A 25,250-nucleotide genomic window follows, 5' to 3' on the forward strand; every position below is an offset into this window, starting at 1 on the left:
ATTCCTCCTCAGGAAGACAATTTCTGACCACAGCCAGCGTGTTAGCATGGCGTTGTGGCTAATTATACGGGTCAGCTTAGTGAAATCCTGTTAGAGGCCTATCAGAATGCCTCTGCCCGGCTGGTCTGCCCAGCAGAAGCGCAGCCCGCTCCAGGACAATACATACAAGCCACCCACCCACACGACGAATCGCAGGCCGTTCCTGTTACGCTGTTCGCCGCCGCCCCGGCCAACCCGCTGCCAGGCGGCCGGGTGAGCCTGGCCGTGCTGGGTGCGCTGCGCCCGGACTGGCAGCCCGGAGCCGAATTGGCCTTGCGCGGCCCGCTGGGCCGCGGCTTCACCCTGCCCAAGCGCGCCCAGCGCGTCGCACTGCTGGGCCTGCAGGGCAGCCCCGGCCGCCTGCTGCCCCTGGCGGCCCAAGCGCTGGCTCAAGGCAGTCAAGTGGCTCTGGCCAGCCAGGCGATGGCCGTCGGACACCTGCCGCCGGCCATCGAAGTGCACGAGCTCAACGATCTACCCAGGCTGCTGGCCTGGGCGGACTATGTGGCGCTGGACCTCGACCGCGCCGACCTGGAAAGCCTGGAGGCCCGGCTGGGCGGCCGCCCGCCGCGGGCCGTGACAGCCCAGGCGCTGGTGCGCGCCCCGATGCCCTGCGGCGGGCTGGCCAGCTGCGGCGTATGCAGCCTGCCAGCCGGCCGGGGCACACGCCTGGCCTGTGAGCAGGGGCCTGTGTTCGAACTCAGTGAGCTGTTCGCTCCAGCTTGACAAGCAGCGCATTCCCGATAGACTTATTTCACGAAGGAAGGAGGCCCTAGCCTAGAATGACGACTCGGTAGAACCAAAGCATTGCAACAGCATCGCCTGTTGCCATTGACCGGGTCTGCCAGGGCATCTTCATCTTTCTATAAAGCCATCATCTCTGCTTTTCTGAATCGAGCCGCGGGCAAACCCGCGGCTTTTTTGTTTCCAATCTCTCGGAGGTAACCATGTTCCAGAAATTTCGCATTCCCCTGTCGTGCCCGTCGTGTTCGCGCCATTTAGCCCGCAGTGAGGTTTGTGATGCCCCGCCCCCATCGCTATGCTCAAATTAAGCAGCTGCTGCACCAGAGCAGTGCCGCCGCTTATCGTTATCAACAAGTTACCCAAGCCTACTTTCGCCAGGGTATAGCCTACTTTGAAGAGATGGGCACCCTGCCCGCCGCACTGCGCCAGCGGCTGACCCACCAGCTGGGCAGCGGTTTCAGCCTGCGGGTGGCTCGGGTCAGCCACTCGGCCCAGGCGGAAAAATACCTGTTCGAACTGCAAGACGGCCAGCGCATTGAGACGGTCGCCATGCGCTATCGCGCCGGCTGGCACTCGTACTGCTTGTCCACTCAGGCAGGCTGCGGCATGGCCTGCCGCTTTTGCGCCACAGCCGCCATGGGGCTGCGGCGCAACCTGAGCGCAGACGAAATTTGCGACCAGGCTCTGTTTTTTCGCCAACGCGGTCTTCCCCTGGACAGTCTCTCATTCATGGGCATGGGGGAGGCCTTGGCCAACCCCAACCTGTTCACCGCGCTGGACTGCCTCACAGACCCCAGCCTGTTCGGCCTCAGCCCGCGCCGCCTGACAGTGTCCACCATCGGCCTGCCCAGCGGGATCGAACGGCTGAGCCGCCAACACCCGCAGGTCAATCTGACCTTCTCGCTGCACTCGCCCTTTGAGGATCAGCGCAGCCAGCTCATTCCGCTGAACCTGCGCCATTCCCTCACCGAAGTGATGGCCTGTCTGGATGCCCATGTGCAGCGCACACACCGCAAGGTCTACCTGGCCTATCTCTTACTGGAGGGGGTCAATGACAGCCGTGAACACGCTACGGCTTTGGCACGTCTTGTGCAGGCGCCGGGACGGCACAGCCGCCTCTATCACATCAACCTGCTGCGCCACAACGCCAACGACTTTGCCGCCGAACGCTATGCCCGCCCGGCCGAAGCGCACATCCAGCGCTTTGGGCAGTGGCTGCAAGAGGCCCAGGTCAAGGTGACCGTGCGCTCCTCCTTTGGCGATGAGATCCAGGCCGCCTGCGGCCAGCTGCACGCCGCAGCCAGTCCGCTGCGCGCTTAACCACCAGGGGCGGCTTGCTCGGCAAGCCGCCCCGTGCAGGTCCCATCGTGTCAGCTCTCAGGCCACTTGGGCGGCAATGCCTTCGCCAAAGGCCATCAGCGCTTTAACCATTTGCGGGCTGCGCCCTTCCGCGTACACCCGCAGCACCGGCTCGGTGCCGGAAGGGCGGATCAGCAGCCAGGAGTCATCCGCCAGGATGTACTTGGTGCCGTCATTGGTCGCCACGCTCAGCACTTCTTCCCCACCGATCTGGCTGGGGGCCTCGGTGCGCAGGCGTTCGCTCATCTCTTTCTTCTCCACCGGGCGTTTGAGGCGCAGGTCTGTGCGGGCGTAATGCGCCGGGCCGACCTCGGCCAGCAGATCAGCCACTAGTTCGCGTAGAGTGCCGCCCGCGGCGGCCACCATCTCCACCACCAGCAAGCCCATCAGCACGCCGTCACCTTCCGGGATATGCCCCTTGAAGGAGATGCCGCCGGACTCCTCGCCGCCGATCAGCACATCGCCGGCCAGCATATGGTCGGCGATGTGGTTGAAGCCCACCGGGGTTTCAACCACCTGCAGGCCATACTTCTCAGCCAGGCGGTCGATCATGCGCGTGGTGGACACCGTGCGCACTACCTTGCCGCTCAGGCCGCGCGTTTGCACCAGATAGCGCAAGGCCAGGGCCATGATCTTGTGCGGGTCCACGAACTCGCCCGCCTCATCCATGGCGCCCACCCGGTCGGCGTCGCCGTCGGTGGCCACGCCAAAATACCCCGGGTGCTCAGCGATGGCGTCCGCCAGAGCTTGCAGATGCGGCATGATCGGCTCCGGGTGCACGCCGCCAAAGCCGGGGTTCATATCTCCACGGATCTCATGCACCTCGGCCTTGCCGGCCAGCAGGCGCGCGATCGCCCCGCGTCCGGAGCCGTGCATCGAATCCACCAGCACTTTGGGGTTGTGGCGGGCGATCAGGTCAAAGTCGATCAAGCTCCGCAAATGCGTTTCATACTCTTCAATAGGCGAGAAGCGCGTGATCATGCCCTCGGCCACCGCATCGTCGTATTCCATCAGCGCCGGGCTGCGCCCGCGGTTCTCATTGTCGTTCAGGTAGATCTCCACCCGTTTACACATCTCGCTGGAGGCGGAACCGCCGTAAGCCGCTTTGAGCTTGATGCCGTTGTAGCGCGGCGGGTTGTGCGAGGCGGTGATCATCACGCCGCCCAAGGCGCCCAACTGCTTGACGGCGTAGGAGATGGCCGGGGTCGGCGCATCGGCCTGGGCCAGGTACACCCGCAGGCCATCGGCGGCCAGCACGCAGGCCACGTCTCGCGCGAAACGGTCGGAGAGGAAGCGTGTGTCGAAGCCGACCACCAGGTGCGGCCTGCCCCCGGCGGCATGCCGCTGGCCGGCCCCGTTTTGCAGATCCACCCGGGTCGCATCCGCGATGGCCTGGGCCACCATGCGTAAATTAGAGAAAGTAAATGTGTCTGAGATAACGGCACGCCAGCCGTCGGTTCCAAAGTGAATGGGCATTCAGGTTGCTTTCCAAAAAAGTGGGGTGGCGGATTGTAACATGTGGGCAAATGCCCTGCCCTGCGCACAATCCGCGCCCTATCTATCTGCTAGAATCTTCTTTATGGATACCGGCCTCGCCGAACGCTTGGCATTGTTGAAAGACATGGCCCTCTTCCAGGAACTGGAAGAGGCGCAATTGGCCGCCATTGCCGCCCGCCTGCAGGAATATGCCCTGCCGGCCAACCGCCTCTTGTACCTGGCCGGCGACCGGGCGGAGAATTTCTATATCCTGGTAGGCGGCAGACTGCTCAACCAGGATATAGAGGACGGACAGCGGGTGGGCGAATATGTACTGGAGCCGGGCGATCCATTTGGCGCCGAAGCGTTGCTGGACCAGGAGGTGCGCCAGGCGGCGGTCAGCGCCCTGCACACCAGCCGCCTGCTCTACCTGACCGGCGAAGACTTCGCCTGGATGCTGGCGGAGTTCCGCCAGGTATACGAAGGGCTGCAGCACTTGCTCAACGGCCGCAAGCTGCTGGGCCGCGTGCATTTTGACTTCCTGCAAGAAGATGAAGTTGTGCATTACGCCACACGCAAACACCCCAGCACCCTCTGGCTGCGCTGGACGCGCGCCTTGCTTCTGGCCATCTTCGGCTTGCTGGTTCTGTATGTTGGGCAGTCGGTCAGCGCCGGCTTGCAGTTCACCATGGGCCTGGCGGCGGCCACCCTGCTGTTTGGCAGCGCGGCCGCCGTGGGCTGGGAAGCGCTGGATTGGCGCAACGATTTCGTGCTCATCACCAATCTGCGCGTGGTGTGGATGGAGCACCGCCTGCTGCGCTCCGCCAGCCGCGTGGAGGCGCCTTTGTCCACCATCCAGTCGGTGGATGTGCACACCCATCTCTTCGCCCGCCTGCTGGGCTTCGGCGACATCATCGTGCGCACCTACACCGGCATCGTGCTGATGCCCGGCGTGGGCGCGCCGCTGCGCACCAAATATCTGATCCGCGACTTTGCCGCCCGCAGCCGCAAGCTCAGCCGCCAGGCGCGCCACGACACGATCCGCCTGGCGGTGCGCCAGAGCCTGGGCATCGAAAAGAGCCTGCCCGCCTCCACGCACGCGTCGCCAGCCATGCCCCTCGTGGACCAATCAGAACGCTTCTCGTTGTTCAAGAGCCGCACGGTGGACGGCGACAAGATCGTCTACCACAAGCACTGGTTCTCGCTGCTCAGCAGCCTGGCCCTGCCCGGCCTGTTCGTTATCGCCGTGTTGGTCGGCGCGCCCATCGTCTTCGATGGTTTGCCCAGGAACGCACTAGGCTGGCTGCTGACCCTGGCTGCCCTGCTAGCTCCGCTGGCCATCATCGCTTACCGCTTTCTGGATTGGGTCAACGACGTCTATGTGGTCACATCTGAAGTGCTGATCGACACCGAACGCAAACCGCTGGGCAGCGAGATCACCAAGTCAGCCCCCATCACCAACATCCTTAGCCTGCAGAACCACAAGGTTGGCATTATCGGCCTGCTGCTCAATTTTGGCGTGGTGCGCATCAGTGTGGGCGACAGCGTGCTGGACTTTGACAACGTGCCCAACCCCGCCCAGGTGCAGCAGGACATCTTCGCCCGCATGGAAGCCTTGCGCGCCCGCCAGCAAACACAGCAGACAGAAGATGAACGCCGCCGCATGACCGAATGGCTGCGTGTCTATGAAGAAGAACGCGGCCGCAACCCGCAAACATTCACCGGCGATGAAGCGGCGGTAGAATAAGCCGGAGCTTTTTAGAAGAAGGTTTTTGAATTCATGCCCCTTTTGCCGATCGTGAAATACCCCAACGACATCCTGCGCCGCAAAGCACAGGATGTCACTGTGTTTGACGACAATTTGCAGCAGCTGATTGACGACATGTTCGAAACCATGCGCAATGCGCCGGGCGTCGGTCTGGCGGCCCCACAGGTGAATGTGCCGCTGCGCCTGACCGTGATCGAGTACGGCGAACAAGAAGAGGACAGCGACGAACCCATCAAGTTGCAGCAGTATGTGCTGATCAACCCCGAGATCACGCGCTTCTCGCCCGAAACCGAAGTGGCCGCCGAAGGCTGTCTTTCCATGCCCGGCCTGGTGGGCGACGTGGAACGCTCGCTCTCCGTCACCGTTAAGGCCCAGAACCGTCGCGGCCAGCCCGTCAAGCTCAAAGCCGAGGGCTGGTTGGCGCGCATCTTCCAGCACGAAATAGACCACCTCAACGGCGTCATGTATGTGGACAAGGCGGACAATCTGCGCTCGCTGGACGAAGACGCCGAGACGGATGCCGACTAGCCTGGTATGCAACTCAAGCACCTCTCGCTGACCCAGTTCCGCAACTTTGCGCGCCTGGATGTGGAGGTACCCCCCGGCCCCACCCTCATCGTGGGCAGCAATGCCCAAGGCAAGACCAGCCTGCTGGAGGCGGTCTACTTCCTGGCCACCCTGACCTCTTTCCATGCCGAGACCGACCGCCAGCTGGTCAACTTCACCGAAAGCCTCAAGCCGCTGGCCGTGGCGCGCCTGCAGGCCTTGTATGAGAACAACGGCCGCCAACACCAGCTGGAAGTGCGCATCATCCGTGAGCAAGCCCGCAACGGCTCTGACCGCAGCCGCAAAGAAGTGCTGCTGGACGGCGCCAAGAAGAAGGGCAGCGAAGTCGCCGGGCAGTTCTCGGCGGTCTTGTTCCTGCCCCAAATGTTACAGATCGTCGAAGGCAGCCCGCGCTTCCGCCGCCGTTACCTGGACCTGGCCCTCTCGCAAACCGTGCCGGGCTACGCCGAGCAGCTCTCCGATTACGAAGCCATCCTCAGCCAGCGCAACGCCCTGCTCAAGCAGCTCGGCGAGCAGGGCGGCGACCCGGGCCAGTTGGACTTCTGGGACCAGCGCTTCAGCCTGCGCGCCAGCCAGCTGCTGGAGGCGCGCTTCCGCGCCGTGCAGGAGCTGGACGCGCTGGGCGGCCGCCTGCACCACGAGCTGACCCGCGGCAGCGAGGTGCTCAAGCTGCTCTACCAGCCCAGCTACGACCCACTGCCCAACCCGGACAAGCAGCGCGTCCTGCTGGCCGAGCCGGCCGACCGCAGCAGCATTGAACGCGCCAAGATCGAAAGTGGCTTCGCCGAAGCGCTGCGCGCCGCCCGCCGCGAAGAGATCGCCCGCGGCGTCACCAGCCTCGGCCCCCACCGGGATGAGCTGCGCTTCCTGAGCAACGGCATTGACCTGGGCAGCTACGGCAGCCGCGGCCAGGTGCGCACCGTGCTGCTGACCCTCAAGCTGGCCGAGCTGGACTGGATGTATGCCCGCAGCGGCCGGCGGCCACTGCTGCTGCTGGACGAAGTCTTGGCCGAACTCGACGAGCCGCGCCGGGCCGACCTGCAAGACCGCTTGGGAGCAGAGCAGCAGGTGCTGGTCACCACCACCGACTTTAATCTATTCAAACCGGAATTCGTAGAACGGGCCGCCCGCTGGCAGATCGAAGCCGGGCGGCTGACCGAGCAGGCAAAATAAAAAGAAGGCTGCCAATGCAGCCTTCCTTTTTATCTTCGCAAGCGAACCTTTACTTCACCACCATCTTCTCAAAAACCGGGTAATTCCAGTGGCGGTATTTGGGCAGACGGCCGCGCACGGCATCGTCGTACAGCTTGCGCAGCTTGGCGGTCACCGGACCCATCTGGCCGTCGCCCACCGGGCGGTGATCCACCTTGGTGATGGCGGTCACCTGCGCCGCCGTGCCGGTCATGAACATCTCGTCGGCAATGTAGACTTCGGTGCGGTCGATCGAACGCTGCACCACAGGGATGCCGACTTCCTTCTCAGCCAGTTCCAGAATGCTGGCGCGCGTGATGCCTTCCAGAATGTTGTCAGTGACCGGGGGAGTGATCAAAGCGCCATTGCGCACCATGAAGATATTCTCAGCGCTGCCTTCGGAAATGTGGCCGTCCTGCCCCAGCACCAGGGCTTCATCAAAGCCGGCACGCACTGCGTCGGTTTTGACGAAGGCCGTGTTGACGTAGGCGCCGGCCACTTTGGCCCGCGCCGGGATCATGTTGTCGTCCACCCGGCGCCAGGAGGAGAAGGTCACATGCGCGCCGGTGTCGTTGGACACGTATTTGTCAAAAGGCACCGAGAAGATGGTCACCTCGGTTTTCAGGTCGTGCAGCTTCACGCCGATGATCTCATCGGCGAAATAGGCCATCGGGCGCATATAGACATCCTGGCGATGGCCTTCTTTTTGCAGCAGTTCAATGCTCAGTTCGGTCAATTGCTCGCGCGTGAAAGGAATATCCATCAACATCATGCGGGCGGAATTGAGCAAACGTTGAAAATGGTCATGCGGGCGAAAAATGAACAGTTCCTCTTCTGCCTCATTCCAATAGCCGCGTACGCCGCCAAAGATGGCGGTACCATAATTCAAAGCATGCGTCATCACACCGACTTTTGCTTCAGAATATGGAACAATTTTGCCGCGGAAAAAGGCATAGTTGGGAAGAGTCAAATCTGCACCTCCGGTCTAGTTTTACGGAATTTTTGGGAGCCAAACTGATTATATCCTACGCCCGCCGCGTCCAAAAATCAAGTACGCCTCCCCTACGCTCACAAACGGTAGTCCCATTGGCGGAGTTCAGTTACAATTCCGCCGTTCCACACACGTCCCCTAACCCTGGAGGCCCGCCATGAAGCGTGCTGTCAGCATCAGCATCGGTTCCTCAAAGCGCGACAAAACTGTAGAAGTCACCCTGCTCGGCGAAAAAGTACGCATTGAACGCATTGGCACCGACGGCGACATGGAAAAGGCCGCCCAACTCTTCAAAGAGCTGGATGGCAAGGTGGATGCCTTTGGCCTGGGCGGGGCCGATCTGGGTCTGTTCGTTGAGAACAAGATGTACTATCTCAACTCGGTCAAGAAGATCGTGCGCTTCGTAAAAGAAACGCCTCTGGTGGACGGCGCCGGTCTCAAGAACACTCTGGAGAACCGCTCCGCCTCCTTTGTGGACACCCACCTCGGCCATTATGTCAAAGACAAGAAGGCTTTCGTCATCGGCGGCGCCGACCGCTGGGGCATGGCCACCTCCTTCGCTAGTGCGGGCTACGAGTGCGTCTTTGGTGACCTGATGTTCGCCCTGGACATCCCCATCGCCATCCACTCGACCAACACCCTGCGCAACCTGGTGCCCTTCATCGTGCCCATCGTCGGCCTGCTACCCTTCGAGTGGGTCTACCCCACCGGCGAGAAGCAGGACAAGCGTATTCCCAAGTGGCACAAGTATTATGAATGGGGCAATGTGATCGCCGGCGACATGCACTACATTCGGCGCCACATCCCGGATCAGCTGCTGGGCAAGGTGGTCGTGACCAACACCACCGTGGCCTCAGATGTCGAGCTGCTCAAGCAGGTTGGCATCAAATATCTGGTCACCACCACGCCCGTCCTGGATGGCCGTTCCTTTGGCACCAACATGATGGAAGCCGCCTTGGTGGCCGTCAGCGGCAAGGGCCGCGCCCTGACCTTGCCCGAGCTGGACGCCCTGATCGACGAACTGAAGTTTGAGCCGCAACTGCAGGAGCTGAATTGAAACTGCACGCCTTGGTCACCGCCGGCGGCGTCCCGGAAGCGGGTGACCCGCTCTACGAATTCAGCCAGGGGCGTTCAAAAGCGCTGATCGACGTGGCCGGCAAGCCAATGGTGCAGTGGGTGCTGGATGCGCTGAGCGCCTCAAACAGCATCGGCCAAGTCGTCATTGTCGGCGTCGACGAGAGTGCCGGCCTGAGCTGCAAGAAACCGCTGGCCTATCTGGCCAACCAGGGCGGCATGCTGGACAACATTCGCGGCGGCGCCCGCAAAATTGCCGAACTCGATCCCCGCGCCGAATACACCCTGATCGTCTCTTCCGACATTCCGCTGATCAACGCCGAGATGGTCGATTGGGTCTGCGCCCAGGTGCGCCCGGGTGAGGATGAAGGGCTGTACAGCGTCATCCTGCGCCAGACAATGGAAGAGCGCTTCCCCAACTCAATGCGCACCTTCACCAAGCTCAAAGACATGCATGTCTGCGGCGGCGACATGAACCCCTTCTCCATCCCGCTGATCCTCTCGCATACCGGCCCCTGGGAAAAGATCGCCGACGCCCGCAAGAGCCCCATTAAGCAGGCCGGGCTGGTGGGCCTGGATACGCTGCTGCTCCTGCTGCTGGGCCAGCTGACGCTGGAAAGCGCCGCCGCCCGGGTCAGCAAGAACCTCGGCCTGCGTGCCCGCGCCATCGTCAACCCTTATGCAGAGGTCGGCATGGATGTGGATAAACCTCACCACCTGGAGATCGTCCGCCGCGTCCGGGGACAAAGCTAAGTATGCTGGCGCAGCTGGAGAAGAAAGACGCGCAGCTTTCCCAACAGCTGCGCGTGGCAGAAAAGCCCGGCAAACGCCGCAACCTCTCCATCCTGTTCGGACACAGCGGCGATTCCTGGTCGCTGCTGGTGATGCTGGCGGCGGCCGCCCTGCTCATCCCCAGCTGGCGGGAGAATGCTTTCATCATGATCGCCGGCATCGTCCTGACTGCCATCGTAGTGCTGGCGATCAAGTTCAGCGTGCGCCGGCGGCGCCCTGAAGGCGAATGGGGCCAGCTCTACCGCCGGGCGGACCCGCACTCCTTCCCCTCCGGCCATGCCGCGCGAGCCGCCATGCTGGCCGTGCTGGGCTTGGCGCTGGGGCCGCCCTGGCTGGGCTGGCTGCTGCTGGTTTGGGCGCCGCTGGTCGGCCTGGCCCGCGTGGCCACTGGCCTGCACTACGTCTCGGACATCCTGGCCGGCTGGGCGCTGGGCATTGTGATGGGGCTGGTAACCTTGCAACTTATTCCGTGGGTTCTTTTCCCAATTCTCACTTAACCTCACAGAAGCCAGCTAAGCAGCCAGGCCGCGGGGAGAACGAAGATCGCGCTGGCAGGCACAGCTTTTAATAGAGAGCGGAAATGAAAGCGCATATCGCTCCAGCCTTTGAGATTTTCAGTACCGCGGATGGGCGGCTTGGCCGGGTTGATCAACAGGGTATGCGCAAAGTCGATCACGGCGAAATCCCACAGGTGCACCACGATCCAAACTAAATAAATATGCACCAGGGCGCCCCAAAAGGTTAAATCGATTGAACGCGTCGCCTGGTACGTGGAGAGCACTGAGGGGCCTGGTAAGACAACCAGAGCGACAATAAGCAAATATTTCGTGGCCTGCTCTTCGGCCTGAGACTTTGGCCCAGCTGCCGCGGCAATGTCGGGAGGCAGGCTGTGCAACCACAAGCGCGGCCAGCCCCAAAAGCTAACCAGAACAAATAGGGTAAACGGCAGGCAGATCAGCAAGCCGTGGAGGAGAGTGGTGGAGAAAGGGATCACAGGGCCTCGTCTATAATTTAGGTATGGCTAAATTATAGACGAGGGGCCGGCGGGTTGTCAAACTGCCGGGGTCGATGGCGTATTGAGTCCATACCTCTTCGCCGCCCGTTCGCGGGCGCGCTGCGCCATCACATCGCGGTCACGCGGCGGGGCCTGAGTCACCAAGCTATCCAGCAGTGTCTGCGAAATGCGTGTCACCTCAGCCACGGCGGCGTCAAAGGCTGCCTGATTAGCCTGCGAGGGCTTGGTAAAACCGGAGATCTTGCGCACATACTGCAACGCCGCGGCCTGCACTTCATCGGCCGTGGCGGGGGGTTCAAAGTTATACAATACACGGATATTGCGACACATGATCACTCCTCGCGATTGAATTCAGCCGCACGCTGCAGCATATCGGCCAGGGCGGCCTCGTCCAAGGTATCGCCTTCCTTGAGGTCCCGGCTGCGCATGTCTTTGGCGTCCAGCCCGGCATTGAAGAAGCCGCCCGCATCGTCCAAGCTGGCACCTTTGAAGAAATTGATCTTGACATGGGCTTTGAAAGCGCTGGACGAACAGATCATGCCATGCTGCGACCAGATCGGGCTGTTCCACTTCCATTCTTCGATCACGTCCGGCAGGGTCTTCTGGATCACCTGGCGGATTTGAGCCAAGCGTTCACCGCGCCATCCCCCGGTCTTGGCAATGTATTCGTCGATCTTCTGGCTGGCATCCATCATCAACCTCCTCAGGCTTTGGTGTCGGTTTCTGCCATGCGCGCCCGAACCAGGGCATGCACCAGTTCCTCCGGCAGCGGCTGCTCAGGCTGAAAACGCACGGTACCTTTGGAGGTATTGTAGCCCGCCAGCAGTTCAGCATGCGCTTCCATCACCACCGGGCTCTGCACGAAAAAGGAACAATGTATTTTGGCTGCCGCGTAGGATACCAGCGGCCGGCCTTTGTACTTGAACGCCGGCACGCCGTAGCTGATCATCTCAATCGCCTCGGGCGCCGCCGCGCGGATCTGGGCGCGCAAGCGCTCCAGAGCGGAGCGCTGTTCGGCGGGTACTCCCGCCAGAAAGCTCTCCACATCTTGCAGGGCGGCCGGGTCTTGGGTTGGTTTGGCTGGGCACATGTGTCGATCATACTGTGTGAGCAGAGTGCAACGTCGTGACGTCGCACTCTGCTCAAAGGACTATTCGCCGGCCGTCTTCAAATACTCGACCAGGCGGTCCCAGGTCTCAGTAATGCCTTGTTCCACGCCCATCTCAATGATCGTCTGCAAATGCTCCGCCGCAGGGTATACCGTGCGACTGACCACTTTGGTGCCACCCTCCACCTCGATGAACTCATTGGTGATATCGGCCACCGGCATGTTGACGGTTTTGTTGCCGTCACTGTCAGAGAAGGCATCTTTGTACATAAAGCTATCGGGAGCCGAGATGGCCTCGTATTCCGCCAAGCCCCAGGATTCCATCGGCTTGCCGTCTTCGCCAGGGCCGCTCATCATGTAATGCCAGCGGCCGCCAGGGCGAAAGTCCATCTCGCAATGGGTCAGGTCCCAGCCGTGCGGCCCCCACCAGTGCTTGAGGTGCTCGCACTCCGTAAAGGCCGCCCAAACCAATTCACGCGGGGCGGCAAAGGTGCGTTCCAGGTACAGCTCGGCGCCTTCGGCCTTGATAATCATTTTGTCATTCATCTCTATCTCCTTTTGCCAAAAAAATTTAAAGCATACTCATGACCAGCGCTTCAAGCCGGTCGTACAGTTCGGCGGCGCCTTCTTCCATGCCCGATTCGATGATGCCGTCGCGGCTGGCTTTATCCGGGAAGCTGTTGGTTTCCACAATGCGCGTTTGCGCCCCAAGATCCTCGAACGTAGTGGTGACCAGCCCCACAACCCCGGGCATCGGTTCAAACTCGAAGGTATGCACCAAACGCTCGGGGGGAGTCACTTCTCGATATTCGCCGCGGAAAGCATACTCATTGCCATCCGCATCACGCTGGATGTAGCGCCATTGGCCTCCAGGGCGCACATCCATTTGGTCCACGATCGTGGTCACCGCCGCTGGCCCCCACCATTGCGGCACACTTTGTGGATCGGTGTAGACCTTGTAGACCAGCTCACGCGGGGCGTTCAAGACACGCGTCAGCAAAAAATCGGTGTCAGAGGTCAGAGTCATTTCAAGCTTGTTCTTCGCATTTTCCATGTCAGGCTCCTGTTGGGTAAATGGACTCGCAGGCCGCGAGTTAAATCGCAGGGGAATGCTTAATGCCTTCATAGGCGCGCTGCAGGGCAGCCAGGTCGAACTTCTTCATCTGCAAGAACGCCTGGGTCACCCGCTCCAACTGCTCACGGTCTGCCGTCTGCAGCATCTCATCGAGGGCGCTGGGCGAAATTTGCCAGGACAGGCCGAACTTGTCCTTCAGCCAGCCGCACTGTTCGGCCTCGGGCACGGCAGACAGCTTGTCCCAGTAGTAGTCGATCTCTTCCTGGGTCTCACAATTGACCAGAAAAGAGATCGCCTCGTTGAACTGGAACAAAGGGCCGGCACTGATCGCCATGAAAGGCTGGCCGTCCAGCTCAAACGAAACAATCTCGCAATCTCCGGAAGGAGTGCCATACAGAGTGGAGACATTGGTGATCCGTGAGTTCGGGAAGACCGAGCAATAGAACTCAGCCGCTTCCTTGGCTTGCTGGTCGTACCAGAGGTGGGGGGTGATCTTGAATTTCATAGAATCTCCTAAGGGGTGTTTTCAAGCGAAGTGGTGTCATCCTGGTCGGCCTGCAGCTTTTGCAAGTACTCATCCAGGCGATCGTAGCTTTCTTCCCAGTTGCGGCGGTAGCGCTCCAGCCATTGGGAAACATCGCGCAGCGGCTCAGCCTGCAAGCGGGCGGGGCGCCACTGGGCGTCCCGCCCTCGGGCGATCAGCCCGGCCTTCTCCAGCACCTTAAGGTGCTTGGAGATGGCCGGCTGGCTGATAGCGAAAGGCGCCGCCAGTTCGTTGACCGCCGCCTGGCCGTGCGAAAGCCGTTCCAGGATCGCCCGGCGGGTCGGGTCTGCTAAAGCGGAGAACGTAAGGGTCAGGGCATCTGTACTCATAATTCACCTACTAGTTATATAACTGTACAGTTATATACACGAGATGACTGAAAATGTCAAGGCCGTTTAGTTGCTTCTGCTTCCGACTTCTGGTAGTGAGCTACAGCTAGGGGTTATGGTGAGAAGAAAGGCAAATGAATGCAGAACTTAGAAGTAAAACGAGGCGGAGAGGGAGGGATTCGAACCCTCGATACCTTGCGGTATACGCGCTTTCCAAGCGCGCGCACTAGGCCAGACTATGCGACCTCTCCCAGATTGGGCGGCGAAATTATAGCACGTCTCTCAGGAAGGTTTACAATCCGCAGCCATGAGCACAACCATCTATCTCGGCTTGGGCAGCAACCTGGGCGACCGGCAGGCGGCGCTGGATGCCGCCTGTGCCGCGCTGGGGCCGCAGGTGCGTATGCTGCGCCGCTCGCCATTATATGAAACCGCCCCCTGGGGCTACACCGAGCAGGACGACTTCCTCAACCAGGTGGTGGAGGCTGAGACTGAGCTCAACCCCGAAGAACTTCTGCCGGCGCTCAAAGGCGTCGAGCAGCAGCTTGGCCGCCAGCGGCGTTTCCGCAACGGCCCGCGCGAGATCGACATCGACCTGCTCTTGTACGGCCAGCAGCAGCTGACGGTGCAAACCGCCGCCGGGGTCTTGCAAGTCCCCCACCCCGGCCTGGCCGAGCGCGCCTTTGTGCTCGTGCCATTGGCTGATCTGGCGCCAGACCTGCGCATCCCGGGCCAGCCAGCCAGCATCGCCGAGCTGCTCAGCCAACTGGATACCACCGGCATCCGCCCCTATCCCGAGGAGCCACAATGAAATCGCTGCAGATCGGGAGCCACGCCTTCGACTGGGGCAGCCGCACCTATGTCATGGGCATCCTCAACATCACCCCCGACAGCTTCTCCGGCGACGGCTTGGCCGCTGGGGAGGATGCGGTGGCGGCGGCGTTGGCGCAGGCACGCGGTTTCATTGAAGCCGGTGTGGACATGTTGGACGTGGGCGGCGAGAGCACTCGCCCAGGCTCGGAAACCATCAGCGCTGCCGAGGAGATCGCCCGAGTGGTGCCCGTGGTGCAAGCTCTGGCCGCCGAAACCGACATCCCCATCTCGATCGACACCTACAAAGCGGAAACAGCCGCAGCAGCCCTGGATGCCGGCGCCAGCCTGATCAACGACGTCTGGGGGCTGCGCGCCGACCCGGCTCTGGGGCCACTGGCCGCTGCACACGATGTGCCGATCATTCTGATGCACAATCGCAGCAATCCGCAAAATGCGGAGCTGCGCGAGCGTCTGGGTGGCCGCTATGTGGGCGTGGAATACGAAAATCTATTGGAAGACATCAAGAGCGAACTGCTGGGCAGCGTAGCCCTGGCCCGCGCCGCCGGTATCCCAGACGAGCACATCATCCTGGATCCCGGCATCGGCTTCGGCAAGACCCGCGAGCAGAACCTGGAGCTGCTCAACCGCACGGATGCGATTTGCGCACTGGGCTTCCCGGTACTGGTCGGTCCTTCGCGTAAGTCTTTCATTGGCTACACGCTGGACCTGCCCCCCGATCAGCGCGTCGAGGGCACCGCCGCCGCTGCCGCAGTGGCGATCACCCGCGGCGCAGACATTATCCGAGTGCATGATGTCCAAGCCTTGGTGCGCGTGGCGCGCATGACCGATGCAATCGTGAGGCAGCCCTAAGCTATAAGCTCTAGGCCGTAAGCTGGCGGCTTGCAGCTCAAGCCGACTAAGCCATATGCCATCAGCTAAAGCTTATGGCTTACAGCTTAGGGCGGAGAATCTTTTCCATAACAAGCGCATCCTCTCCCCCAAAGTAGTAGCGCGGCCAAACATCGACTTGCACATAGCCGCTGCGCTGGTACAGTCGCTGGGCGCTGTGGTTGCTGACCCGCACCATCAGGCGCATGCGCGGCATGCCGCAGCGCTCCTCGGCGATGCGCAGCAACTCAGCGCCGATGCCCCTGCCGCGGTAGTCCGGATGCACAGCGATCGTGGCGATCCAGGCCAGTTGCTCACCGCGCTTCGGGTCGGCCGCTACAAAGCCCGCCAGACGGTCGTTGTCGACGGCTTTCCAGCGCTCAATGCCCGGCAGGCTCAGCACGCCGATCATCTCGATCAGCGGCCAGGCGTCCAACTCAAAGCTGATGCGCTCCAGCTCGCGCACTGCGCCCAGGTCCCATAAGGTGGCGGGCAGATATTCGATCGGTTTTCCGTGGTCGAGCATGGGGGCGGACATGGCAAGAAGCAGCGATTATATACCTCAGGGCTGTGTTCAGCCGGCTGAACACAGCCGTTAAGGTGCACATGGTACACTTTCGCGTGAGGCGCATGTGAAGCTGAACTTGGCACTGGCTCAGATTGACACCCAGCTTGGCGGAGTACAAGCCAACCTGGAAAAGCATCTGGATTATGTGAAGCAAGCCAAAGGCGCCGACCTGCTGATCTTCCCAGAGCTTTCCCTCACGGGCTACCTGCTGCAAGACCTGGTGCCGACAGTCGTGGCCCGCCCGCGGGCGGACGATCCGGTGTTCAAACCCCTGCTGCAAGCCAGCAAAGACATTGACCTGATCGTCGGCTTCACTGAAGAGGACAATCGCCACCGCTTCTTCAATTCCTCCGCGTACCTCTCCGGCGGCGAAGTGGTGCATGTGCACCGTAAAGTGTACTTACCCACCTATGGCCTGTTTGATGAAGGCCGCTTCTGGGCCTGGGGAGATAGTGTGCGCGCCTTCGACACTCGCTTTGGCCGCGTCGGCATGCTGATTTGTGAAGACTTCTGGCACGCTTCGCCGCCCTATCTGCTGTGGCTGGACGGCGCTGACTTACTGTATTTCATCTCCGCCTCCCCCGGCCGCGGCATCAATGGCGACGACAGCCTGGAAAGCGCCCGCTGGGTGGAGCATGTCTGCCAGGCGTACGCCAGCCTGTTCACCAGCTTTGTGGCCCAAACCGGCCGCACTGGCTTTGAAGATGGCATCAACTACTGGGGCGGTGCATTGGCCTTTGACCCCAGTGGGGAGCTGCTGGCCAAGGGGCCGCACCACCAGGAAGCCCTGACCCAGGTGGAACTGGACTTGAATGAGTTGCACCGCACCCGGGCGCGGCTGCCCTTGCTGCGCGACGAGCGCACCGCCCTGACCCACCGTGAGCTGACCCGCATTATTAACAAGGACATTGGCGGCGGTGATGGGCGAGATTGATCTGAACATCAATACCCAGTTGGCGCGCACCATCCTGACCGGCTTCATTCGCAGCGAGGTCACCCGGGTGGGCTTTCAGCGCGTGGTGCTGGGCCTTTCCGGCGGCATCGACTCCGCGCTAAGCTGCTACCTGGCTGCCGAAGCGCTGGGACCGGAAAATGTGCTGGCCATCCGCAACCCGTACAAGACCTCCTCGCCGGAGTCGCTCACCCATGCCCAACTCGTAATCGACGCTTTGGGTGTGCAGAGCACCACGATCGACGTCACCGCCATGGTGGATCCCTATTTTGAAAGCCAGCCGGACATCGACAACATCCGCAAGGGCAATGCCATGGCTCGGGCGCGCATGCTCACCTGGTATGACCAGTCGGCCGCCTTCGGCGGGCTGGTGCTGGGCACTGGCAACAAAACCGAGATCCTGCTCGGCTACACCACCATCTACGGCGATTCGGCCTACGCACTCAACCCCAATGGCGACCTATACAAGACCCAGATTCGCGAATTGTCCCGAACCATGGGCGTACCCGAACCGATCCTCAACAAGCCCCCCTCCGCAGACCTGTGGCTGGGTCAAACGGACGAAGGTGAACTGGGCTTCACGTATGAAGAAGTGGACAAACTGCTCTATCTGTTGGTAGACCGGCGTTACACCGCCGCAGAATGTGTGGAAGCCGGCTTCAAGGAAACTTTTGTGAAAGCCGTCATCGAACGCGTACGCCGCAACCACTTCAAACGCGTGATGCCGCCCATCGCCAAGCTAACCAACCGCACGGTGGGATACGATTTCCTGTATCTACGAGATTGGGGCACTTAGAATCGCCAAGTTGGCACCTTTGTTGCATCCTACATATTGTGAAAACACGAGATCAGAAAAACTCATGTCATTCCAAAGGGGAATGGCTATAATTTGCGCTTGCCTATGACAACTACAACTGCTCGTCGTGAGGGCTTCTTTCGCCGCTGGGCTAACCGCTTCCGCGCGCTGGATGGCCTCACCAAAACCCTGTTTATCCTCTTCCTCGTGCTGGGCATTGCCAGCAGCGTGGTGGCGTTCAATTACGTCAATTTCTTGACAGCACACGCCCCCTCGCACACCCTGCCTGGCTTGGCGCTGTCAGACAACGGCGATCCGCAAACGCCGGAAGAGGCTGTGCAAGCCCAGAACATCTTCTCTTACGTGTCGCCACAGCGTTGGGATGGCGCCAGCCGCGTCAATGTGCTGGTGATGGGCCTCGACGCTCGCGACTGGGAAGCCGGTCAGGGCGCCCCTCGCACCGACACCATGATCGTGCTGACCTACGACCCGGTCAGCAACACCGCCGGCATGCTCTCCGTCCCGCGTGACCTCTGGGTCGAAATCCCAGGCTTTGGCCACGAGAAGATCAACAACGCCTACGCCCTCGGTGAGGGCAGCCGCCTTCCGGGCGGTGGCGCCGGCCTAGCAGTAAAGACCGTAGAGCAGTTGCTGGGCATCACCATAAATTATTACGCTCAGATTGACTTTGTCGCTTTCGAGCGCTTCATCGACATTATTGGCGGCGTCAAGATGGATATTCCGTCGGACACTCGCGTAGAAGTCATCGGCGACCAGCGCACCAACTGCCCGCCAGGAGGTTGTACGCTAATCCCCAGCGGTCGCCAGGTACTGAACGGCCAACTGGCATTGGCCTATGCACGCGCCCGCCACAGCGGCGACGGCGACTTTGACCGCTCCAGCCGCCAGCAAGAAGTCATCCTGGCCATGCGTGAACAGTTGGCCCGCGACGATGTGCGCGCCGTGGTACTCAATAATCTACTGAACATCTACAACGAACTCTCCAACGGCATCAACACCAACATGGGCATTGAAGAGGCGCTTAGCCTGGCCTGGTCGGTGAAGGACGTCAAGGTCGAAAACATCCGCCGCGGTGTGCTCGGCCCCAACGCCTGCCAGGCAGCCGGCTGCATTGGCAAGGATTACGTCACCATTAGCAACTCGCCAGATGGCCTCTCGATCTTGAAGCCTGTCTCGCAAAACATCCGCTTGCTGCGTGACGAGATCTTCTCGGCCGGCACGGTGCGCAGCCCGCTGGCCGCCAGCAGCGAGGCCACCGATCTGATGAAGATGGAAGCCGCTCAGGTCTCAATTTTCAACGGCTCCGGCCAAGGCGGCTTGGCGGAAAGCACCAAAGCCTACCTGGAGGCGCGCGGCATGCTGATCTCTAGCGTGAACAGCGCCGACAATGTCGGGGGCACCCTGATTTACGATTACACGGGCAACCCCTATACGGTGCAATATCTGGCGACATTGATGGGCGTCAACTCGGCCCGCATTTACAGCCGCTACGACCCCAACAGCGCAGTCGATGTAGAAGTGGTGCTCGGCCCTGAATGGGTGGTGCCGGCTCAATAGTCTGCAACGCCCAGCCAAATGGCTGGGCGTTTTTTTCGTGGGTTGGATTAGAATCACAGCAGGTCGAGATGCCAAAAACCTTAAAAGCTAGCCCCACAGAAAAATCGCCGCGGTGGAATTCCACCACTAAGCTGATCGCTGGCTTAACGCTGGTGGCGATTGTGGGCACTTTTGTGGTGCGCTTTAGCGGCTTCCTCGGCCCGATCCTCTCCGCATTCATCTTCAGCTATTTACTGCATCCGCTGGTCAGCCGGCTAACAGCCAATAGCCGCCTCTCTTGGCGCGCGGCAGTCAATATCGTCTTTGTGGTCTTTATCGTGCTTTTGGGCTGGTTGCTGACCATGGCCGGCGTGGTCATCGTCGAGCAAATGGCCAATCTGGTCAAGGTGGTGGAGGGCTACGTGCAGCAATTGCCCGAACTGCTGCACAACCTGGGCGAGGCGCCCGTGGTGCTCGGTCCCTTCTCGCTGGACTTTAGCGGACTGGAACAAAGCCTGATCGAGGGCTTCAATCTGGACTTTGCCCGCTTGGGCCAGGAAGTCATTTCCACGGTGCAGCCCGCCTTGGGGCAGGCCGGCAGCCTGCTGGGCGCGGTGGCTACGTCCACCATCGCCACTCTGGGCTGGTTCCTGTTCATCTTTATCTTGACATACATGATCCTTTCGGAAGCGGGGGATGCACCCAACCTGCTGCGCGGCGCGGACCTGCCAGGGCATGACAACGATATTCGCCGCATCGGCCGTGAGATCTCACGGACCTGGAACGCCTTCCTGCGCGGCCAGCTGATGCTGGTCGGCATCATCATCATCAGCTCATTCACCTTGATGAGCGTGTTGGGCGTACGCTACGCGCTGGCCCTGGCGCTGATCACCGGCCTGGCCAAGTTTGTGCCTTACATTGGCTCCTTCGCCATGTACGTCACTACGGCTTTGGTGGCCTTCTTTCAACCCGAGAACTACCTGGGGATCGATCCCGGCACCAACTACATGCTAGTCGCCACCATCCCGGCTTTCCTGATGGATATGGTCTTCGACAACCTGGTGACGCCCCGCTTCCTTGGCAGCGCGCTGGGCGTGCACCCCGCCGCAGTCCTGGTTACCGCCCTGCTGGCCGCCAATCTGCTCGGCTTTGTCGGCCTGATCCTGGCTGCTCCAGTGCTGGCTAGCCTGCAACTGATCGCCCGCTTCATCATGCGCAAGATTCTGGACCTGGACCCCTGGCCAGAGCCTGAAAAGCGCGGCAAACAGGAACTTCCCTTGAGCAAGTATCTGCGCAACCTGGCCAGCCAGGCAAAGCAGCGTGTCTTGGCGTTTTTCAACCAACTAGAAAAAAGGACGAAGAAGAAATGAGCGAGAACAACAACGATATTCACTCCACCACTTTGGCGGAGACCGAGAACTACATCATTTGGAAGACCGTAGAGCCGGATAACGAGGAAACCTATCACCTTGAGATTAACAACGTGACCCTGCACTTCTTCATGGAGGAGTGGCAGGAGTTCGTTAAACTGATGAGCGCGGTGAAGTAAAACTCCTGTATACTGATTTCCCTTCGGGGAATGGCAATGAAACAGAAAAAAGCGCTCATTCTGAGCGCAGACCAGGCGTTTGCCGGGCTGATTGGGCAGGTGTTGGAAGACACCGGCGCCTACCAGCCTGTTTTGGCGCGCTCCCTGGCTGCCGCCTCCCAGCAGGCTGACCCGCAGGTCAACCTGCTGGTGCTGGATGCAGCCAGCGGGTTGGAAGCGCAGGCCGTGCAAGCGCTACGCAACCGCGCGCCACTGGCCAAGCTTATCCTCATCCCCGATGAGGGCAAGCCAGCCGACCCGGACCTGGCCGCGCTGGGCGCCGAACGCGTGCTGCCCAGCCCCTTCTATCTGCCCGACTTACTCAGCGCGGTGGAAGAGCTCTTCGGCCCCCTGGAACCCGCCGCTGAGCGTCACAGCTACGGCGACCCCGCCCCGCGCTTGAGGAGTGCTGCCCGTGAGCCGCTGCCCGCACCGGCCTGGCTGGACAACGTCTCCGAAGCCGCCAGCTATTTAGCGCGGCTTTCCCTGGAAACCGCTTCGCATGCCGCGCTGATCGTGCGCGAGGGGCAGCTGTGGGCCTACGCCGGCGAGCTGCCGCGCTCGGCAGCCGAAGAACTGGCCACGGCTGTGGCTGCCGGCGGCGAAGCCGATCTGGCGCGTTTTGTACACTTGCAAGCCACTGGGGCGGATTACATGCTCTACGGAACACCGTTGGGCGCCAACTTCAGCCTGGCGCTGGCTTTTGACGCCCAGGCGCCGCTCAGCAAAATGCGCGCCCAGGTCGCAGAAGCCGCCCGGGCGTTGGTCAGCCAACCGCAGGCCGCCCTGCACAGGGATAGTGCTGAGCCAGCCAGCCGCTCCACTCCATCCAGCCGCGACTTTACGGAAGAGATGCAGCCCCCCAGCGCTGCGCATGCGGCGTCAGAACCAGCCGGCAAGCCGCTCAAGCTGGTCACCGACAACTTGCAGCAACCCAGCTTGAGCTACAGCTTCGCGCTGATCCCGCGCCTGCCCCGGCACCGCCTGGAAGGCGACCTTGCGCAGCGCCTCTCCGAATGGTTGCCGGAACTGTGCCTGGCCTTTGCCTGGCAGCTGGAAACCCTGAGCTTGAATGAAGCCGCCCTGCAATGGTCCGTGCGCCTGGCAGCCGACAAGCCGCCCGAGGTAGTGGCCCGCATCATGGACCAGCATCTATCCGGGCGTATCTTTGCCGAATTCCCGCGCCTGGCGCAAGACAACCCCTCGGGTGAATTCTGGGCGCCGGGTTATCTGGTCACCGGCGGCCGCCTGGACGAACAAACCCTGCGTGAGTTCATTCGCAAAACCCGCACCCGTCAGGGTCTCAACGTGTAACCCCCCCATATCTGCCGTCAAATTTGTTAGCACAGGTCGATTTGTGCTATACTGATTTTTACATTTCCCCACTGCGGTTAACTTGGTGAAGTCCGGTGAAATTCCGGCACTGTCGCGCAACGGTCACAGTCCGATCCCAGGTTATGCGTCCCGATGGACCCGCACCGGCTCGCGCCAAGCCCTGGTTCGCTTGACCTACAACCACCTGGCCCCGCCGGGTGGTTTTTTGTTCAGGAAGGCAACCATGCGTATCACTGTCACCAAACGCAAAAGTAGCATTCAACGCCAATCAAATCAAAAAATCGATTGAGCGGGGTGATCGCCCGCTGCCCGTACCGCAACTTTGAATAAAGGACAAATAGCCATGACCCTCACCGCAAATCTCGGATATCCGCGCTTCGGCGCAAAACGTGAACTCAAGACCACCCTGGAAAGCTTCTGGAAAGGCAAGCTGGATGAGGCCGGCTTCCTAGCCGCCTGCGCCGATCTGCGCCGCCAAAACTGGCAGCTGCAGCAAGCCGCTGGCATCGACTTCATCCCCTCCAACGACTTCTCGCCCTACGATCAGGTGCTGGATACCGCCGCCATGGTCGGCGCCGTGCCGGCTCGCTACCAGTGGACCGGCGAGCAGGTGAGCTTGCAGACCTACTTCGCCATGGCCCGGGGCGGCAAAACCGCCGGCGGCGATGTACCCGCCATGGAGATGACCAAATGGTTCGACAGCAACTATCACTACATCGTGCCGGAGTTCGAGCCGGAGCAGAAGTTCAAGCTCACCCACAACAAAGCGTTGGCCGAATTCAAAGAAGCGCTGGATCTCGGCATCCGCACCCGCCCCGTGCTGCTGGGGCCGGTCTCCTTCCTCGGCCTGGGCAAGAGTACGGCCGAGGGCGGCGATCCGCTGGACCTGCTCCCCGCCCTGCTGCCGGTTTACCAAGCCATCCTGGGCCTGCTGGCTGAGGCCGGCGCCGAATGGGTGCAGATCGACGAGCCTTGCCTGGCCCAAGACCTCAGCGAAAAGCAGGCTGCCGGTTACCAAGCTGCCTATGCCGAATTGGTCGCGCCCGCCCATCCCAAGCTGATGCTGACCACCTACTTCGAGGGCCTGCGCGACAACCTCGACCTGGCAGTTAGCCTGGGCGCAGCCGGCCTGCATATTGACCTGGTGCGCGCCCCTGAGCAACTCGAACCCACGCTGGCCGCCCTGCCGGCCGAGAGTTGGCTCTCCGTCGGTGTGGTGGATGGGCGCAATGTGTGGCGCACAGACCTGGATACCGCGCTGGCCAAAGTCAAACAGGCTGCCGAAGCCCTAGGGCCGCAGCGGGTGCTCATCGCCCCATCCTGCTCGCTGCTCTTCAGCCCGTACGACCTCGACCTGGAGACCAAGCTGGACGCCGAGCTGCGTTCCTGGCTGGCCTTTGCCAAGCAAAAGATCGCTGAACTGGCCACTCTGAAACAGGCCTTGGAGAGCGGCTCCGACGAGGGTTTGCTTGAAAGCCGCAAGGCGCTGGAAGGCCGGGCCAAGTCAGCCCGCACCCACGACCCGGCCGTGCGCCAGCGTATGGCCGCCATCACCCCCACCATGCTGCAACGCCAGCAACCGCACGCCCAACGTAAGGCAGTGCAGGACGGCAGTTTTGGCCTGCCCCCCTTCCCCACCACCACCATCGGCTCCTTCCCGCAAACCAAGGAAGTGCGCGCCAAGCGCGCCGCCTTCCGCAAGGGCGAGATTTCCAAGGAGCAGTATGAAGACTTCCTGCGCGAGGAAACCAAGCGCACGATCCGCTTCCAGGAAGAGATCGGCCTGGACGTGTTGGTGCACGGCGAGTTCGAGCGCACCGACATGGTGGAATACTTCGGCGAGCAGCTGCAGGGCTTCGCTTTCACCCAGCACGGCTGGGTGCAGAGCTACGGCTCGCGCGGCGTGCGCCCGCCGATCATCTACGGCGATGTCACTCGCCCGCAGGCCATGACGGTGGATTGGTCGGTCTTCGCCCAGTCGCTGACCAACAAGCCCATGAAGGGTATGCTCACCGGGCCGGTGACCATCCTGCAATGGTCTTTTGTGCGCAACGACCAGCCGCGCGCCGAGACCTGCCAGCAAATTGCCTTGGCGATCCGCGATGAGGTACAAGACCTGGAGGCCAACGGCATCCGCATCATCCAGATCGACGAGCCGGCCTTCCGCGAAGGCATGCCGCTGCGCCGAGAGGACTGGGCCGCCTATCTCAAGTGGGCCGTGGACGCCTTCCTGCTCGCCTCGACTGGGGTTCAGGACGAAACCCAGATCCACACGCACATGTGCTATGCGGAGTTCAACGACATCTTCGACGCGATTGCCCATATGGATGCGGATGTGATCTCCATCGAGGCCTCGCGCTCCAAGATGGAGTTGCTGGACGCCTTTGAACGTTACGCCTACCACAACGACATTGGCCCTGGCGTGTACGACATCCACTCACCGTTGGTGCCCAACCAGGCCGACATGCAGAGCCTGCTGGAGAACGCGCTCAAGGTCATCCGCCGCGAACAGCTCTGGGTCAACCCGGACTGCGGCCTGAAGACCCGCGGCTGGGCCGAAGTCGAGCCGGCCCTGCGCGGTATGGTGGCAGCGGCGCGGGCGCTGCGCGCCAAGCTGGGCTGACCGCGGCGGCCCACCGAACACGCCCAGCGTGGCGGGCAGGCCAAAGCGAGTACAATCG

The 25,250-nt window shown here is 61.4% G+C and carries 28 protein-coding genes and 1 tRNA gene; 17 read left to right on the forward strand and 12 right to left on the reverse strand.

The window, feature by feature from the left end; all coding sequences use genetic code 11:
• Positions 1-54: 54 nt before the first annotated feature.
• Positions 55-765 (forward strand): hypothetical protein, encoded by a 711-nt coding sequence (locus KF885_11070; GenBank protein ID MBX3049698.1) that lies wholly within the window; start codon positions 55-57, stop codon positions 763-765.
• A gap of 294 nt (positions 766-1,059) precedes the next feature.
• Positions 1,060-2,103, forward strand: coding sequence for a radical SAM protein (locus KF885_11075; protein MBX3049699.1), 1,044 nt, complete (start codon positions 1,060-1,062; stop codon positions 2,101-2,103).
• A gap of 57 nt (positions 2,104-2,160) precedes the next feature.
• Here the strand turns inward: KF885_11075 and KF885_11080 are convergent, their stop codons facing one another.
• Positions 2,161-3,618 (reverse strand): phosphoglucomutase/phosphomannomutase family protein, encoded by a 1,458-nt coding sequence (locus tag KF885_11080; protein MBX3049700.1) that lies wholly within the window; start codon positions 3,616-3,618, stop codon positions 2,161-2,163.
• 103 nt (positions 3,619-3,721) lie between these two features.
• Here KF885_11080 and KF885_11085 point away from each other — a divergent pair, with 103 nt between their 5' ends.
• The 3 genes from KF885_11085 to KF885_11095 are packed head-to-tail and all read left to right on the forward strand — an operon-like array spanning position 3,722 to position 7,126.
• Complete coding sequence (locus tag KF885_11085) at positions 3,722-5,365, forward strand: cyclic nucleotide-binding domain-containing protein (GenBank protein MBX3049701.1); 1,644 nt, start codon at positions 3,722-3,724, stop codon at positions 5,363-5,365.
• A gap of 33 nt (positions 5,366-5,398) precedes the next feature.
• Positions 5,399-5,914 (forward strand): peptide deformylase, encoded by a 516-nt coding sequence (gene def, locus KF885_11090; protein ID MBX3049702.1) that lies wholly within the window; start codon positions 5,399-5,401, stop codon positions 5,912-5,914.
• 6 nt (positions 5,915-5,920) lie between these two features.
• Positions 5,921-7,126, forward strand: a complete 1,206-nt coding sequence (locus KF885_11095) for a DNA replication/repair protein RecF (protein ID MBX3049703.1) — start codon at positions 5,921-5,923, stop codon at positions 7,124-7,126.
• 49 nt (positions 7,127-7,175) lie between these two features.
• Here KF885_11095 and KF885_11100 read toward each other — a convergent pair whose 3' ends face one another.
• Positions 7,176-8,114, reverse strand: coding sequence for a branched-chain amino acid transaminase (locus tag KF885_11100; GenBank protein MBX3049704.1), 939 nt, complete (start codon positions 8,112-8,114; stop codon positions 7,176-7,178).
• Positions 8,115-8,292: 178 nt separating this feature from the next.
• Between KF885_11100 and KF885_11105 the strand changes: the two genes are divergently transcribed.
• Genes KF885_11105 through KF885_11115 form a run of 3 tightly spaced genes read left to right on the forward strand, consistent with a single transcriptional unit; the run spans position 8,293 to position 10,498 of the window.
• Positions 8,293-9,192, forward strand: coding sequence for a hypothetical protein (locus KF885_11105; protein ID MBX3049705.1), 900 nt, complete (start codon positions 8,293-8,295; stop codon positions 9,190-9,192).
• Positions 9,189-9,962: a nucleotidyltransferase family protein gene (locus KF885_11110; GenBank protein MBX3049706.1), complete on the forward strand. Its 774-nt coding sequence runs from the start codon at positions 9,189-9,191 to the stop codon at positions 9,960-9,962. The genes KF885_11105 and KF885_11110 overlap by 4 nt, the downstream gene beginning before the upstream one ends.
• 2 nt (positions 9,963-9,964) lie before the next feature.
• Positions 9,965-10,498 (forward strand): phosphatase PAP2 family protein, encoded by a 534-nt coding sequence (locus KF885_11115; protein ID MBX3049707.1) that lies wholly within the window; start codon positions 9,965-9,967, stop codon positions 10,496-10,498.
• Between the two features lie 2 nt (positions 10,499-10,500).
• On the opposite strand, the gene KF885_11120 is transcribed toward KF885_11115, so the two are convergent.
• From KF885_11120 to KF885_11160, 9 genes are all read right to left on the reverse strand, one after another.
• Complete coding sequence (locus KF885_11120; protein ID MBX3049708.1) at positions 10,501-10,995, reverse strand: hypothetical protein; 495 nt, start codon at positions 10,993-10,995, stop codon at positions 10,501-10,503.
• A gap of 57 nt (positions 10,996-11,052) precedes the next feature.
• A complete protein-coding gene (locus KF885_11125) occupies positions 11,053-11,346 on the reverse strand; it encodes a DUF2277 domain-containing protein (GenBank protein ID MBX3049709.1) in 294 nt (97 codons plus the stop codon).
• Between the two features lie 2 nt (positions 11,347-11,348).
• Complete coding sequence (locus KF885_11130) at positions 11,349-11,711, reverse strand: DUF1801 domain-containing protein (protein ID MBX3049710.1); 363 nt, start codon at positions 11,709-11,711, stop codon at positions 11,349-11,351.
• Positions 11,712-11,719: 8 nt separating this feature from the next.
• Entirely contained in the window at positions 11,720-12,106 is a 387-nt protein-coding gene (locus KF885_11135; GenBank protein ID MBX3049711.1) for a DUF1801 domain-containing protein, read from the reverse strand.
• Between the two features lie 60 nt (positions 12,107-12,166).
• Positions 12,167-12,670: an SRPBCC domain-containing protein gene (locus KF885_11140; protein ID MBX3049712.1), complete on the reverse strand. Its 504-nt coding sequence runs from the start codon at positions 12,668-12,670 to the stop codon at positions 12,167-12,169.
• Between the two features lie 25 nt (positions 12,671-12,695).
• Positions 12,696-13,178, reverse strand: a complete 483-nt coding sequence (locus KF885_11145) for an SRPBCC family protein (GenBank protein ID MBX3049713.1) — start codon at positions 13,176-13,178, stop codon at positions 12,696-12,698.
• Positions 13,179-13,218: 40 nt separating this feature from the next.
• Positions 13,219-13,704, reverse strand: a complete 486-nt coding sequence (locus KF885_11150) for a VOC family protein (GenBank protein MBX3049714.1) — start codon at positions 13,702-13,704, stop codon at positions 13,219-13,221.
• 8 nt (positions 13,705-13,712) lie between these two features.
• Positions 13,713-14,072, reverse strand: a complete 360-nt coding sequence (locus KF885_11155; GenBank protein ID MBX3049715.1) for a winged helix-turn-helix transcriptional regulator — start codon at positions 14,070-14,072, stop codon at positions 13,713-13,715.
• A gap of 164 nt (positions 14,073-14,236) precedes the next feature.
• Positions 14,237-14,323 (reverse strand) — tRNA-Ser (locus KF885_11160).
• A gap of 56 nt (positions 14,324-14,379) precedes the next feature.
• Here KF885_11160 and folK point away from each other — a divergent pair.
• The gene (gene folK / locus KF885_11165; protein MBX3049716.1) at positions 14,380-14,883 is read left to right on the forward strand and encodes a 2-amino-4-hydroxy-6-hydroxymethyldihydropteridine diphosphokinase; all 504 of its coding nucleotides are present in this window, start codon (positions 14,380-14,382) and stop codon (positions 14,881-14,883) included.
• Complete coding sequence (folP, locus tag KF885_11170) at positions 14,880-15,755, forward strand: dihydropteroate synthase (protein MBX3049717.1); 876 nt, start codon at positions 14,880-14,882, stop codon at positions 15,753-15,755. The genes folK and folP overlap by 4 nt, the downstream gene beginning before the upstream one ends.
• A 79-nt stretch (positions 15,756-15,834) precedes the next feature.
• Here folP and KF885_11175 read toward each other — a convergent pair whose 3' ends face one another.
• A complete protein-coding gene (locus tag KF885_11175; protein ID MBX3049718.1) occupies positions 15,835-16,311 on the reverse strand; it encodes a GNAT family N-acetyltransferase in 477 nt (158 codons plus the stop codon).
• A gap of 94 nt (positions 16,312-16,405) precedes the next feature.
• Here KF885_11175 and KF885_11180 point away from each other — a divergent pair, with 94 nt between their 5' ends.
• From KF885_11180 to metE, 7 genes are all read left to right on the forward strand, one after another.
• Entirely contained in the window at positions 16,406-17,275 is an 870-nt protein-coding gene (locus tag KF885_11180) for a hypothetical protein (GenBank protein ID MBX3049719.1), read from the forward strand.
• Positions 17,259-18,089 carry an NAD+ synthase gene (locus KF885_11185; protein ID MBX3049720.1) on the forward strand — a complete coding sequence of 277 codons (831 nt, stop codon included), beginning with the start codon at positions 17,259-17,261 and terminating at the stop codon, positions 18,087-18,089. The genes KF885_11180 and KF885_11185 overlap by 17 nt, the downstream gene beginning before the upstream one ends.
• A gap of 105 nt (positions 18,090-18,194) precedes the next feature.
• Positions 18,195-19,667: an LCP family protein gene (locus tag KF885_11190; GenBank protein ID MBX3049721.1), complete on the forward strand. Its 1,473-nt coding sequence runs from the start codon at positions 18,195-18,197 to the stop codon at positions 19,665-19,667.
• A gap of 68 nt (positions 19,668-19,735) precedes the next feature.
• On the forward strand, positions 19,736-21,016 hold the full coding sequence (locus KF885_11195; protein MBX3049722.1) for an AI-2E family transporter: 1,281 nt from the start codon (positions 19,736-19,738) through the stop codon (positions 21,014-21,016).
• Positions 21,013-21,195, forward strand: a complete 183-nt coding sequence (locus KF885_11200) for a hypothetical protein (protein ID MBX3049723.1) — start codon at positions 21,013-21,015, stop codon at positions 21,193-21,195. The genes KF885_11195 and KF885_11200 overlap by 4 nt, the downstream gene beginning before the upstream one ends.
• Positions 21,196-21,231: 36 nt before the next feature.
• A complete protein-coding gene (locus KF885_11205; protein ID MBX3049724.1) occupies positions 21,232-22,548 on the forward strand; it encodes a transposase in 1,317 nt (438 codons plus the stop codon).
• Between the two features lie 364 nt (positions 22,549-22,912).
• Positions 22,913-25,192: a 5-methyltetrahydropteroyltriglutamate--homocysteine S-methyltransferase gene (gene metE / locus KF885_11210; protein ID MBX3049725.1), complete on the forward strand. Its 2,280-nt coding sequence runs from the start codon at positions 22,913-22,915 to the stop codon at positions 25,190-25,192.
• The last annotated feature ends 58 nt before the right edge of the window (positions 25,193-25,250 follow it).

The sequence above is a fragment of the Anaerolineales bacterium genome, assembly GCA_019637805.1.
Classification (GTDB): Bacteria; Chloroflexota; Anaerolineae; order Anaerolineales; family UBA11579; genus JAMCZK01.